The sequence below is a fragment of the Leptospira stimsonii genome, assembly GCF_003545885.1.
GTDB classification, from domain to species: domain Bacteria; phylum Spirochaetota; class Leptospiria; order Leptospirales; family Leptospiraceae; genus Leptospira; species Leptospira stimsonii.
Genome location: NZ_QHCT01000003.1, coordinates 305,903 through 318,389 on the forward strand (window position 1 = coordinate 305,903; position 12,487 = coordinate 318,389).

Genomic DNA, 12,487 nt, shown 5'->3' on the forward strand with positions numbered 1-12,487 from the left:
ATTCTAAAATTTCTCTATCATCATAAATAGGTTTCGAGTATAGTCCGTCATCGTCTGAATCATCCAGGAAGAAAAGATCACGATCACGATGAAGATCGCGACGAGTTTTGGAACGAACGCAATAGTCTGTTCCTGAATGGAAGTGGTGGTTTGTAAAATCCCTATGATCAGACCCACCACCAAGGCGGTAAGAAGAATCGGAGAAGAGATCTTCAGAGTGATATAAAGTGCGTCCCGAATCAGAGACATCGCCTCCAGCTCCGTCATTTATAACTCCTCACGAGTTCGTAGACGATCAAATTCCACCCGTCCACAAGGACAAACAGGATCAACTTAAACGGAAGACTCACCATCACGGGAGGGAGCATCATCAAACCCATCGAAAGAAGCGCGGAAGCGACAACAAGATCGATTACGATAAACGGAATAAAGATGATGATCCCGATCCAAAAAGCTTTTTTGATTTCGCTTAGCATAAACGCGGGAATCAAGACGTAAGAAGGAACGTCGTCAAAGGATTCTACCTTTTCCACTTTTCCGATCTTCAAAAAAAGGGCAACGTCCTTCGCACCGGAAGTCCCGATCTGACGCATCATAAATTCTCGGATCGGAACCATTCCTTTTTCAAAAAAAGCGTTCGTATCGATCTTACCTTCGAGATAGGGGGTTAAGGCTCTTTCGTTCACGACATTCAAAGTCGGCGCCATGATAAAGAACGTCATAAAAAGAGCGAGGCCCATCATCACCTGATTCGGTGGAAGGTTCTGAATCGAAAGCGCCCTCCTCACAAAATCCAAAACGATCACGATCTTCGTAAACGAAGTCAGAGACATCACGATTGCCGGCGCGAGCGAAAGAATCGTAACGAGAAAGAGAACCATCAGAGAAAGGCTCGTCTCTCTCGGGCTCTTCGCTTCGTTGACGTTGATATTCAAATTGGGAATCGGAATTCTCGTCCCGGAAGACTGAGCTTCCAAAGTGAAAAAAGAACCCAAGGATAATCCCATCACGAGCAAGAGGATCCATGTTATGTTCTTTATAATTTTTTTATGTCTCATTTTCACCTTAAAAATTTCCCTAAAACTGAAGTCCCGTGCTTACGATCTCAAATCGAAAAGCCCGCTTTCGAGCGAGCTTGTTTTTTCTTTGAGTTCATCGAGTTTTTTCCGAGTCTGCCTTCGTTTTTCGTCCCGGGCCGCCTCGGTTTTCTCCGTTCCTCCGGGTGGACCTTCCTGATTTCCGGAGATTCTCGAATTCAAGTCCTTAATCTGTTCCAGGACCGTTACCAAAAATCCGCCTTCCGGAGGATCAAAGGTTTCTTTCTTTTGAAGAATTCTATGTCTTACTTCCGGATCGGAAATTTCCGTGATCAAGTTGATCCCGTTGTCCGCGACGCCTAACACAAGAAGACGACCGGAAACTTCTACGATTTGAAGCTGTTTGTTCGGCCCGAGCAGAAGACTCGAAAGAACGTTCATTTCTCCGCGAACGGGTAATCGCCCTTCTCGATTCTTCGCAACATATTTAAGAATATAATAAAGTCCTACACAAAGAAGTGCTAATATAAAAACGACTCGGAAGAGTGTTCCTGCGATCCCTGGACCTTCGTCACTGGTTTTATATCGTTCTGCGACCGGATTTGTCTCGGCGGATTCTCCAGAATTAGCGGGAGGTTTTACAACCGCGGAAGGATTTTCCGTTTTGACGGTTTCGTTCTTCTTGGATTCTTCTTTGGACACAGGAGGTTGTCCCAATTCTTTTTTAAGAGCCTCGTCCATGAGTTCTCTTTCTGACTGAGCTTGTATGGAGGTAAAGAATAGAGTTGATACGAGAAGAATCAGAAAGGCAGAAACGATCGTCTTTCTGAAATCTCGGAAAGTTTCCAGAGACTTCACTTGCCCTCCGGCTTGATCCGATCGGTAGGGCTTACAATGTCAGTGACCCGAACCCCGAAGTTTTCGTCGATGACCACGACCTCACCCTTTGCGATCAGCTTTCCGTTTACCAAAAGATCCACAGGTTCACCTGCGAGCTTGTCGAGCTCGATGATGGAACCTTCTCCCAAACCCAGGATGTCCTTGATGTACATCTTGGTTCTTCCCAATTCTACCGTGACGCTCATCTGAACGTCCATGAGAAGATTTAAGTTCGGAGTGCTGGAGGCGCCGCTCGCGGTTCCTAAATTTGGAAACGCGACGGACTTCACGGACATGGAGCCTGCGGACATTCCCATTCCACCCATGCCCCCCATTCCCATCCCACCCATATCCCCGCCACCGCTTCCGGAACGACGATAAAGATTCAAAAGGTCTGCGGCCGTAGAAAGGGAGAGTAAGAATTGAACTCGAAAAGAAGGAATACTTTCGATCGTAAGGTTGAAGAATACTCTCACGATCGTTTCTCCATCCGGCAAAACCAAGGCGGCAGGAGAAGTTACATTTCTCGTTTCGGAAGGAGAACCGTTCACTCCTCCTCCGGTCTTCGTACTGATCTGAGAAATCAAAGCGCCCATTACGGGAGTCAAAGAATCTCGAAGTGTCTGCATCTGTGCTTCGTCGAGATCTCCGGAATCAAAACCGCCCATCATGGAATTTGCGATCTTCACCGCGTTTTCGGCGGACATCGCAAGGACAACTCTTCCGTTCACGCTTCCGGATAACGTAGAATACAAAAGGAAGGATCCGGACTTGAGTTCGGATTCGATATCCTTGCGCGACTTGGTTTCCGCGTTTGGATTTAAGAATGCGGAAGAACGGGAAAGAACGGCGCCTAACGTGTTCCCGGCGACTTGAAAACAAGAAGAAAGCAAATCCGATAAGATGTCCCGGTCCACGGGGGACATTCCCGGAACATCTTTTTGTGCGGCTGTGGAAGCTACCGCCCCCGGATCAAACGAATCGCTCGCTCCGGCTAGTAGTGCATCAATTTCTTCCTGTGAAAGGGAACCTTCGCCCATTTTGGGAACTCTCCCGGGAATTTTGGTTAATGGGACATAAGAAAAGGGTTTTTGTCACCTCATTTTTTTCTTCCCCACTGGATTCCACCGGGTTTTCGGGTTAAAACAACCCTTTTTCTAAAAAAAAGCTCTCTTTCAGAGAGTGAGGTCTCCGCCAAGTCCATCCGCAAGCATTCTCAGAGCATCAAAGGAATAAATTCCCGTTTGATGATTGTCGCTCCAGACGGGGTTGATCGCATAACGACCAACTTTGTTGACTCCGTACAGAGAAATCTTCTGGATTCCTCCGGTGGTAGTTCCTACTTTCCCGCCGTGCCCGCCCTTGCAGACGACACAAGGACAACGCTTTCTTAAATCCAAGAGATCAAAGATGGAAGTGTTCCCATCTTTCCAAGTGATCTTCAGGGTTGTCTCGTCAAAGTCGATTTGATCGGGAGTGGTCGCTTTTAAGCTCAAGGGTTCCATTCTTTATCTCAAAGATCCTTGTAAGAGTTCCCACACTTTCAAATCGACTGCCTTCATTTTGGAAGTTTGCATTTTTTCTCGATGAACTTTCCGATCGGTGTTCCGTAGGTGATCTTTTCGTTCAGAGGGAGAGAATCAAAAGTAAAGGTTTCCTTCTCCATCAAAAGAATCACGGTGGAGCCCATCTCGAATCTTCCGAGCTCCGCGCCTTTGTCGATCATGATCGAAACGTCCTTGTATTCCACTGTTCTCGCGCTTCGAATGAGAGTATTCGTCACGATCTTATTGTCGTAGGTGACCCGGATTCTTCCCACATTGGAGGCGCCCACTTTGATCACGGCGACTTTTCCATATTCGGTTTGTAGATATGTGATCAATCTTTCGTTCTTTGGAAAAAGTCCCCGGATTCCGAAAACGGCGAGTTCGTTCACCGGAAAGAGTTTCCCGGGTTCATAATAATATCCTAATATTCTTCCGTAAGCCGGGGAATGGATTCTGTGATAGTCCTGAGGGGAAAGATAGAATGTGATGTATTTTCCGTTGGAAAAATCGTCCAGATATTGGGAAGCGCCTCCGCCTAAGAGTTCTTTTAAATTGTAATCCACTCCCTTCGCCTGAATGATTACTCTTTGATTGATATCTCCGTATCCGGTGATTTTCGCATCCACAGGAGAAACCATCTCGTTCTCCGCGGAATCTACGATTCTCGCTCCCGCTTTCAAGGCTCTTGTGAAGAATGCGTTGAGTGAATTGTATTCCTGTATTTCCAATTCCGCCTCGTCTAGATTGATCTTATACGCCCTCGCAAACGCCTTTAAGATCGGGATCAAAATAAAACGGGGAAGCCGAGAGGACGCGAGAAGTCCGAACAATCTCGAAAGCAAATTTTTGGGAACGATGGAAAGAATCAGGAGATAAAAATCCTTTAAGACCTCGTATCTCGCTCCGCTTTCCATGAGGAAACGTTTCAATTCCATCCTTGCGATTTTTTCCAAAAGAACTAACGAGATGAGAACGGGAACAGCAGTGATGATGGAAAGAGAATATCCGAGTCCGAAGGCGTCGTAGAGAATCGCTTCCCCATTCTTCACGTAGAGATAGGCCGCGGAGAGGATCGTGATTAAGAAAAGAATTCGAAAGAAGTTCGCGAACTTTTCTCCGAGAATGTAGAGAGCGTTTTGTTCTCCCGTATAAAACCAGCCCGTGATCGATACGACTCCGAAAAGAAGAAAGGATGTAAAGAAGGCCGCGTTGATCGGATTTGTATGTCCTTGAAAAAGCGTATTCAAGAAAAACATCTGCTCTTCCATCTTGAACGCTCCGTATGAAGAAAGCGCGTAGATCACGAGTGTGGATACGATAAATCCTTCAAAAAAGGTTGCGAGCATACTCACAAGTCCTTGTTTTGCGGGAAAATCCGTTCTTACGACTCCCGAAATGCCGGCGCTCTTTCCGATTCCTGTCTCCGTCGAGACGAAGAAAATTCCAGAAGCCATACTGAAGGTTCTCGCAAGAACAAAACTTCCTCCCGCGATCGCGGTCACAGGTTGAAACGCCTCTTGAAGAGAGAGCCAGAGGAAATGCTGAAAGTTCATCAGAGAATTCTTAAATAGAAAAAAATAACCCGCGAAAAAAAGGAGAATCCCGATCGGAGCCAGATACGCAGAAATCTTACCGACCCTTCTCACTCCTCCCAAAACGATAAAGACAAGAATCACGGACAACAAAAAAGGAACCGTCATTCCAGTGACTTCGAAAGCCTTACTCGCGATGTGAGTCACATACAACATCGGAACCGCGCCACCCATAACAAGAACCGTAAAAAGTCCCGCAATGGAAAAACTCACTGCGAGCCAGCGTGCCTTGAGCGCCTTTTCGATAAAATACATCGGTCCGGAAAGATATCTTCCCGTCGCGGTTTTGGTCCGGAAACGGATCGCAAGCGTGGAAGATACAAAACGAAGAGGCATGATGAGAAAAGAGGAAATCCAAATCCAGAGAAGAACTCCTGGACCTCCGATCATAAGGGCGAGCGCCGAACCGATAATTGCACCCGGAAGGAGAGAAGATGCGGTGCCAGAAAAGAAGGCCTGTGAATGAACGAGTCTTCCTCTCGAACCTTTGTAGTCCATATTGCCCGAGAAGATTTTCACCGCAAGGAAAAGGAACCGAATCTGTGGAAACCGAAGACGAAGGGTCAGATAGATTCCGATAAAACTCAGAAAGTAAAAGAAAGGTTTGAGTAAATCCCAATCGAAAAATTGAAAAAAATGAAGTTGAAACATGGTCCCACCCGATATGAAAGAAAATCCGCTTTTTATGGAAGTCCTTGCTATAAATCCTGTAATTATGAGGGCTACCAGCAAAATTTTCGGGATCTCATTCCGTGTCTTACTTTTTTTCCCATTCGCTCTTTCTCTCTGGCTTTCTCCATCCTCTTTGGAAGCACAAAATTCTTATCCGAAAACAAAGGAATATGCAAACAAACCTCAGATCGAGTTGGAGAGCGAAGAAAAACTCTATTGGGAACTCGGACTCAGAGCCGGGTTCGGTTACAAGGGAGAAGACAGGCTCAATTCTTATCTGAGAGGATTTACGGATACCTATGATCCAAGAGTTCTTTCTAAAACCAAACTCGATCCTCCAAAATACGTTGCCCAAGGAGAAATTTTTCTCCGAAGGAAGATCGGCGCCGAGAGCAAGGTCGGATTTATCGGAGGTTATCGGGAATGGCAGAAATTCGGCCTAAAACAATTGTCTTCCGAGCCCTTTTATACGGATCTGAGTTTTAAACTTTCCAATCCTTATTTTCTCTTGATGTATTGGGAAGAATGGAACTACAAACGTTGGACCTTTGAAGGAGGTCTCGGCGTGGGAATGTCTCAAGTCTATTGGGATTCCACCGGATATGGAACTTCAGGAAAAGAATATTTCAAACAAGAAGGCTCTCTGACGGGAACGGGGATTGAATTTCGTGCGGAAGGCGCCTTGAGTCGGAAGGTCACGGATTCAACGAGTCTTCAACTCGGGTTGGCGCTCTCTTGGATCAATATTCCTTCGCTTACTGGGAACTTCAACGGAGAGACTGCGAGTTTTTATTTGAGAGAAGACGGACGTGTGACTCCTCTCACCGAATCTACGAACCAGACCGCAATTTTCGCGACTCATCAATTTTCGAGGAAGCTCGAGTTCCAGGCTTTGACAACGACCTTGTTTTTTGGTGTGGCTCAGAAATTTTAATCTTCTTGTGAGAGTTCCCACAGTGGGGACTTTATCGTGAATCGAATCTTCTGTGAGAGTTTCCACAGTGCGGGATTTTTTCGTGAAGCCAATCTTCTGTGAGAGTTCCCACAGTGTGGAACTTTTGTCGTGAAGCCAATCTTCTGTGAGAGTTCCCACAGTGCGGGACTTTTTCGTGAAGCCAATCTTCTTGTGAGAGTTCCCACGGTGCGGGACTTTTTCGTGAAGCCAATCTTCTTGTGAGAGTTCCCACAGTGAGAGATTTTTTCGCAATGCCAATCTTTTGTGAGAGTTCCCACAGTGCGGGACTTTTTCGTGAAGCCAATCTTCTTGTGAGAGTTCCCACAGTGAGAGATTTTTTCGTGAAGCCAATCTTTTGTGAGAGTTCCCACAGTGAGAGATTTTTTCGTGAAGCCAATCTTTTGTGAGAGTTCCCACAGTGAGAGATTTTTTCGTGAAGCCAATCTTTTGTGAGAGTTCCCACAGTGAGAGATTTTTTCGTGAAGCCAATCTTTTGTGAGAGTTCCCACAGTGAGAGATTTTTTCGTGAAGCCAATCTTTTGTGAGAGTTCCCACAGTGAGAGATTTTTTCGTGAAGCCAATCTTTTGTGAGAGTTCCCACACGCTCCAATTGTCTCACATTCAAAAAGTATGATTCTCCCTGAACGTCCGAATCAAAAAAAAAATTTCAAACGTCAAAAGAAGTTTTTTCCCGTTTATAACGGAGCGGTTTTTTCAAATATTTGATCAAGAGAACCTTGTTCCCCTTTTCATTGAATTTGATGATATCAAAAACCCTCCGAGTCATCACGATCCCTCGCCCGTGGGTCAAACTTGTCTCATTGAGTTTTTCTATGTCCAGGTTAAGAATTTTCTTATAATCGAAACCTTCCCCTTCGTCGGTGATGAGAAAACCGATTCTTCTTGCGTTTAAAGAATAGGAAACCTTTACCGTTCTGTAGTTATAAAACGGCTCTTTCTGACGTTCCTGAATAAATTCGAGATAACGTCCTTGCGCAAGAGCCTCTGTCTTTTCGTCGAAGCTGATCGCCAAATTACCATGTTCGATGGAATTGATGATGATTTCTCGGATACAAGTTCGAATCGCGATCACGATTTCGGTTCCGACAAAGGAAGAAAGATTCACCGTAAGAAGGCGACTCAAAAGGTCCGCGTTTCTCAGATAATTATTCAACGTAAAGTGCATGGATTCGCTGACGATAAATTTAGAAAGAATATCCTCGTTCAATTCATAAGCTTTTCCTAATATTCCTTTCTTTTCACCAAGATCAAGAAGTTGAAGACGAACCCGGATCTGCCTCGGTTCGAGAACGTATTTTTGACGGAATTCCACCGCAAACTCGGAGCTTTTCCCCCGTCGTAAAAGTTCGTCGATTTTTTCCTGCGCGAGAATTTTCGGAAAGGACGTCTCTACCCCGCTCTGAACATAGATCAAATCCAGAAAATCCCATCCGATCACTTCTTCCGGGTCGAAACCTAAAAGACGTCCCAAGGATTTATTGGCGTTTCGGATCTTTCCGTCCGTATCCATCGTAAACAAAAACTCCTCCGATTCCTCGAAAAGATTTCTAAATCTTTTTTCGGAATGTTCGGCGACAAGTTTTGTCGATTCCAATTCTTCAATTTTTGAGGAAAGGACCCGCGACAAAAGTTTCACTCGATCTGCAAGGCCCAGACCCATTAAAACGACATGAAAGATGGAAGCCAATTCAACGATCCAAAAACGGAAGTTCCAATTAGGCATCCATCCGTTCTGAGCAAATAAAGAAAGAATCGCTCCGGTTCCCAAAATTCCCCAGGCGGAAAGAAAATAAAAGGCGCTCCCTTGATTCCAGAAAACGCTTCGAACTCCGTTTACGAAAAGAAGAATCACACAAATACAAGAAAGGACCATCGCAAAAAAAATGCTGAATCGAGCCGGAATCCAAAGAGAAATCAGCGCAAACCCCAGAAAAAGAAACTGAGAAATTCTGAAAAAACGATACGAACTTTTGGAGCGATTCTTTAAGTCCAGATACGCGTTCGCAAACAAACACATCAGCGACAGACAAATCAAAAAAAAGAATGGAATACTCGGTCCGGTCCATCCGACCGCATTCGGCCAGAGAATTTGAAATCCGAAACCTTCCAGAACAAATTGAAAAAAGGAAAAACCCAGGATATAAATGGAAAAGAAAAAATAATTTCTCTCTTTCGTATAGATATATAGAAGAAAATTATAAAAAACAAGGATCAGCATCGAACCGAAAAAAAGGCCGAAGAAAAGTTGTTCATGTATTACTTTTTTATAATATAACAATGCACCGTAATATCGAAACGCAATCTGAACCCGGGACGCGGATCGTATTTTGATAAAAATGTCCTTCTTAGAATGAGGAAGGCCGACGGAAGGAAAAGCGGCAATTCGATTTTGAATCGGTCTTACCGTAAAAGGAAAGGAATTTCCCGCGCGGTAAAACGGGGATTCTCCTTTTTTCTCATCGTAATATTCGACAAGATCCACGTTCGGGAACGGATATTCCACGATCCATCGAATCGGGAGATTGGAAGAATTCTCCACTCGAATTCGAACCCACACGGATGCATTCGTATATCCGAATGAGCTAATATTCGAAACGGTAAATTTCCCTTTTCCCGCCAAATCTCGGATCTGCGAAAACGAGAGCCCGCCGTTCTCGTCCACAAAGTATTCCAGAGATTCTTCTCGATCGATCGGAGAATCTTTGAGATGAACTAGATCGATCCCGAAAACGGGAAAAGAAAACAACGCGAGAACAAAAAGAGTAACAAAGATTTGAATTTTTCGCGCTGACATATTCCGACTCGCCTTCTCAAGTCATCCTTTCGGATTCGATTCTGGTTTCAATCCCGGTTCAAAGAAAAAAGAGAATCCAGGAAACGATCAGGGCTCCGAAAGCGAGAATTCCCAGCGAAGTTCGATTCCATTCCCTTCCGTCCAAAATCTTTGCAGTATGATGAAATCCATAGATTAAGTACAAGACGACGGGAAAAAGTTTCCAAATGGGAACGGTTCCCGATTTGAAAAACCGAAGGGCGAGAAGTGAAAGAATCGTCCAAACAAAGAATTCGATCACACCGAAAATCCTTCTCTCCTTGGAAACGACCGGATCAAATTTCGCATAACGTGCGCGATCGATCGGCGAAGGCAAGAGAGAAGGTCCGATATTCGCGGGCCGCCATCCGGGAGCTTTCAGTAGAATCAGGATCTTATCCTTCCATGTTTTCGCCTTTCCGATCAATTCACCAATTTCTTCATACACATGAAGATTCGTGTAAACCGGGTCAAAGGTCTTGACCGGTTTTGTAAGACCGTAGATCGGCTCCTCTTCTTCCCTCGCGAACGATCCGAAAATCCGATCCCAGAAAATCAAAATTCCACCGTGATTCTTATCGATGTATTTCGGATCTCTTCCGTGATGCACTCGATGATGCGAAGGTGTCACCAAAATCTCCTCTAAAAAACCAAGTTTTCCGATAAGACGTGTGTGCACCCAAAACTGATAGATTTTTAGAACTCCGTGTGCTAAAAGAAACGCCTGCCAGGGAACTCCGCAAAAGGCGATCGTCAGATTGAACGCGTATTCGAAAATTCTCTGAAAACTGGATTGCCTGAGCGCGACGGAAAGATTGAATTCTTCACTCGAATGGTGAGTAACGTGACATGCCCATAAAAAATTGATTTCGTGCGTCGCTCGATGAAACCAATAATAAACGAAGTCGACCGCGAGAAATACGAAAATCCAACCTCCGAGATTCTTAAAATCCAAACGGATTCCAGTGTGATCCCACACGATCGGAGGCCCGAGGGGAAGTTCGGGGACTCCGAACAAGGTCTGCAAAGAACAGAATATTCTAAAATTCTCATAGACCCAAAGGGAAACGATCGTAACCAGAATACCGGTCAAAGAAAAAAGGATTCCGGTGCTCAGATCGGCGATCGTATCGTTCCATCGATAGACTTTTTTTCCGGAAACATAGGAATAAAAAACTTCGATTCCGATGAGGACCAGGAAAAATGGAACCGCTAAATCTAGGATCGATCCCTGCATTTTGTTATCCGTTTTGATTTAGGATCTTCGCGATCTTTCGAATGATAAATCGTGGTGTGATTCTTACACTCTGAGCCAGGATTTTATTTAAGGTTCCGGCGACTACGACCGCTTTTCCATTTTTAAGCGCCTTGTATCCGATCTCGGCGACATCCTTTGCGCTCATGATTGGAGCCATCGGGTTATTGAGAAGTTTCGAATTTGTAATTTGAGCCCTTTCGAAAAACTCGGTTTTGGTCGGTCCAGGACAAAGCGTCGTAACCGTAACGCCGTCCTTTCGGACGTCTTCATAGATTCCTTCGGAAAGAGAAAGGACATAGGCCTTGGTCGCATAATAATTCGCCATGTTCGGTCCCGGTTGGAACGCGGCTGTAGAGGCGACGTTGAGAATTTTTCCGGTCTTTCTTTCCACCATTCCCGTAAGAAAAAGATGAGTGAGTTCCGTAAGAGCGGTCACATTGACTTGTATCATCGCGAGTTCTTTTTTGAGATCCATACGATCGAATCTTCCGCTCGTACCGAAACCTGCGTTGTTCACCAATACTTCAACGATCGCCTTCGATTTTTTCGCAAAATCAAAGATCTTCTTCGGTGATTTCGGATCGGCGAGATCGAGAGAAAGTGTATCCACCTTCACCTTGTAAGACGATTCGATTTCCTTTTTAACGGATTTGAGAGTTTTTTCGTTTCTTGCCACAAGAATCAGATCGTATCCGTCCGCCGCGATTAGCTTGCTCAGTTCGTAACCGATTCCCACGGTCCCGCCGGTGATGATTGCCGTTTTTGCCATTTTTAAGAATTCCTTTTGAAGGTCGAAATTAGCTCATCGAAAAATGAGAGAAAGACTTTTTTCGGGGAAAAAGAAAAAGGAGGATTCGGAAAGAAAAAGCCGTCCAAAAATTCCTTTCCTGGACGGCCTTTAACAAATTTAATTCTATCAAGTCATCAAGATTTTGGAGGAAAAATCCCTTGTACTAATTTCAGTACGCTTTCTTGAAAATTCGGTTTAACAGAATCCAAATCTTTCCATGGAATGTAAATACTCGAGATTTTTTCGCTCTCACCACTCTTCACCTCGATTAACTGCAAACGAACACCGACAATCGAACCGGCTTCAAGAGTCGCAGTACTTTTTGTCTCAGTGGTCGATCCGCCACCGTTGTTGTTATCCTTCTGTTGAACAGTAATCGTTTTTTTAAATAGCTCGTTTCCCGGGCTACTGTATGCGAACGGAACCAAAACATATTCGATATTCTTCTTTTTGAGTTCTTCGCGAAGCGCCGGACTCAAAGGAACGAAAGGATTCTTAAATGTCTTTTGAATCTCCGGTGCTAATCTTTTTTCGTCTTTCTCTTCCAGATATTGTACCGAAGGATTGGCCGTAGAAATTGTATTTTTAAGAGACGAATACAACGAGCCTTCTAAGAACATTTTAAAACCTTTCCTCGCAAGAGAATCTTGGAATTGTTTTCTTGGATCAACAGAGATCTCAACAATACCGCCTTTTTTCGGTTTTCCAAGCGCATTCTTCCTTTGATTTTCTAAGAATGGTGTATGGTAAACATCCTCGAGAATGTGATCACTATAGCTCGGTAAGATCAAAAGGATTTTTGATCCGTCGATTTCTTTGCCCTCTGGAAGGTAATTTGCTTCGTAATAATAAAACGTCTTACAATTTGTAAGAATCAAAAATACAAATCCGAGCAATATGCTTAAATGCTGATTTAATTTCATC

Annotated in this window: 11 protein-coding genes; 1 reads left to right on the plus strand and 10 read right to left on the minus strand. The window is 44.5% G+C overall.

The features are described from left to right. Positions 1–3 precede the first annotated feature (3 nt). The 6 genes from fliQ to asd form a co-directional block, all read right to left on the minus strand. Positions 4–267, minus strand: a complete 264-nt coding sequence (gene fliQ, locus DLM75_RS12700) for a flagellar biosynthesis protein FliQ (protein ID WP_069607668.1) — start codon at positions 265–267, stop codon at positions 4–6. Further along, complete coding sequence (gene fliP / locus DLM75_RS12705) at positions 264–1,058, minus strand: flagellar type III secretion system pore protein FliP (RefSeq protein ID WP_174715086.1); 795 nt, start codon at positions 1,056–1,058, stop codon at positions 264–266. Before fliP ends, fliQ begins: the two co-directional genes overlap by 4 nt. Before the next feature lie 39 nt (positions 1,059–1,097). Next, positions 1,098–1,895 carry a flagellar biosynthetic protein FliO gene (gene fliO, locus DLM75_RS12710; protein WP_429945466.1) on the minus strand — a complete coding sequence of 266 codons (798 nt, stop codon included), beginning with the start codon at positions 1,893–1,895 and terminating at the stop codon, positions 1,098–1,100. Then, on the minus strand, positions 1,892–2,956 hold the full coding sequence (gene fliN, locus DLM75_RS12715) for a flagellar motor switch protein FliN (RefSeq protein ID WP_118968878.1): 1,065 nt from the start codon (positions 2,954–2,956) through the stop codon (positions 1,892–1,894). Before fliN ends, fliO begins: the two co-directional genes overlap by 4 nt. A 135-nt stretch (positions 2,957–3,091) precedes the next feature. Beyond that, a complete protein-coding gene (locus tag DLM75_RS12720) occupies positions 3,092–3,421 on the minus strand; it encodes a DUF971 domain-containing protein (RefSeq protein ID WP_118968879.1) in 330 nt (109 codons plus the stop codon). Between the two features lie 53 nt (positions 3,422–3,474). Next, the gene (gene asd / locus DLM75_RS12725) at positions 3,475–5,706 is read right to left on the minus strand and encodes an archaetidylserine decarboxylase (RefSeq protein ID WP_118968880.1); all 2,232 of its coding nucleotides are present in this window, start codon (positions 5,704–5,706) and stop codon (positions 3,475–3,477) included. Between the two features lie 64 nt (positions 5,707–5,770). Here asd and DLM75_RS12730 point away from each other — a divergent pair, with 64 nt between their 5' ends. Next, a complete protein-coding gene (locus DLM75_RS12730; protein WP_118969171.1) occupies positions 5,771–6,661 on the plus strand; it encodes an LIC_11366 family protein in 891 nt (296 codons plus the stop codon). Positions 6,662–7,349: 688 nt separating this feature from the next. Here the strand turns inward: DLM75_RS12730 and DLM75_RS12740 are convergent. The 4 genes from DLM75_RS12740 to DLM75_RS12755 all read right to left on the minus strand — a co-directional run bounded on the left by DLM75_RS12740 (position 7,350) and on the right by DLM75_RS12755 (position 12,486). Continuing rightward, positions 7,350–9,497 carry a 7TM diverse intracellular signaling domain-containing protein gene (locus DLM75_RS12740; RefSeq protein ID WP_118968882.1) on the minus strand — a complete coding sequence of 716 codons (2,148 nt, stop codon included), beginning with the start codon at positions 9,495–9,497 and terminating at the stop codon, positions 7,350–7,352. A gap of 58 nt (positions 9,498–9,555) precedes the next feature. Further along, positions 9,556–10,752, minus strand: coding sequence for a sterol desaturase family protein (locus DLM75_RS12745; RefSeq protein ID WP_118968883.1), 1,197 nt, complete (start codon positions 10,750–10,752; stop codon positions 9,556–9,558). 4 nt (positions 10,753–10,756) lie between these two features. Next, positions 10,757–11,542, minus strand: coding sequence for an SDR family NAD(P)-dependent oxidoreductase (locus tag DLM75_RS12750; RefSeq protein ID WP_118968884.1), 786 nt, complete (start codon positions 11,540–11,542; stop codon positions 10,757–10,759). Positions 11,543–11,697: 155 nt separating this feature from the next. Next, positions 11,698–12,486, minus strand: coding sequence for a hypothetical protein (locus tag DLM75_RS12755; RefSeq protein ID WP_118968885.1), 789 nt, complete (start codon positions 12,484–12,486; stop codon positions 11,698–11,700). Position 12,487: the final 1 nt, after the last annotated feature.

Excerpts from the sequence above, each read along its gene's own strand:
- DLM75_RS12730 (WP_118969171.1), top strand. The coding sequence starts at position 5,771 with ATGAGGGCTACCAGCAAAATTTTCGGGATCTCATTCCGTGTCTTACTT.
- asd (WP_118968880.1), bottom strand. The coding sequence starts at position 5,706 with ATGTTTCAACTTCATTTTTTTCAATTTTTCGATTGGGATTTACTCAAA.
- DLM75_RS12750 (WP_118968884.1), bottom strand. The coding sequence starts at position 11,542 with ATGGCAAAAACGGCAATCATCACCGGCGGGACCGTGGGAATCGGTTAC.
- fliP (WP_174715086.1), bottom strand. The coding sequence starts at position 1,058 with ATGAGACATAAAAAAATTATAAAGAACATAACATGGATCCTCTTGCTC.
- fliN (WP_118968878.1), bottom strand. The coding sequence starts at position 2,956 with ATGGGCGAAGGTTCCCTTTCACAGGAAGAAATTGATGCACTACTAGCC.
- DLM75_RS12740 (WP_118968882.1), bottom strand. The coding sequence starts at position 9,497 with ATGTCAGCGCGAAAAATTCAAATCTTTGTTACTCTTTTTGTTCTCGCG.
- DLM75_RS12720 (WP_118968879.1), bottom strand. The coding sequence starts at position 3,421 with ATGGAACCCTTGAGCTTAAAAGCGACCACTCCCGATCAAATCGACTTT.
- DLM75_RS12745 (WP_118968883.1), bottom strand. The coding sequence starts at position 10,752 with ATGCAGGGATCGATCCTAGATTTAGCGGTTCCATTTTTCCTGGTCCTC.
- fliQ (WP_069607668.1), bottom strand. The coding sequence starts at position 267 with ATGACGGAGCTGGAGGCGATGTCTCTGATTCGGGACGCACTTTATATC.
- DLM75_RS12755 (WP_118968885.1), bottom strand. The coding sequence starts at position 12,486 with ATGAAATTAAATCAGCATTTAAGCATATTGCTCGGATTTGTATTTTTG.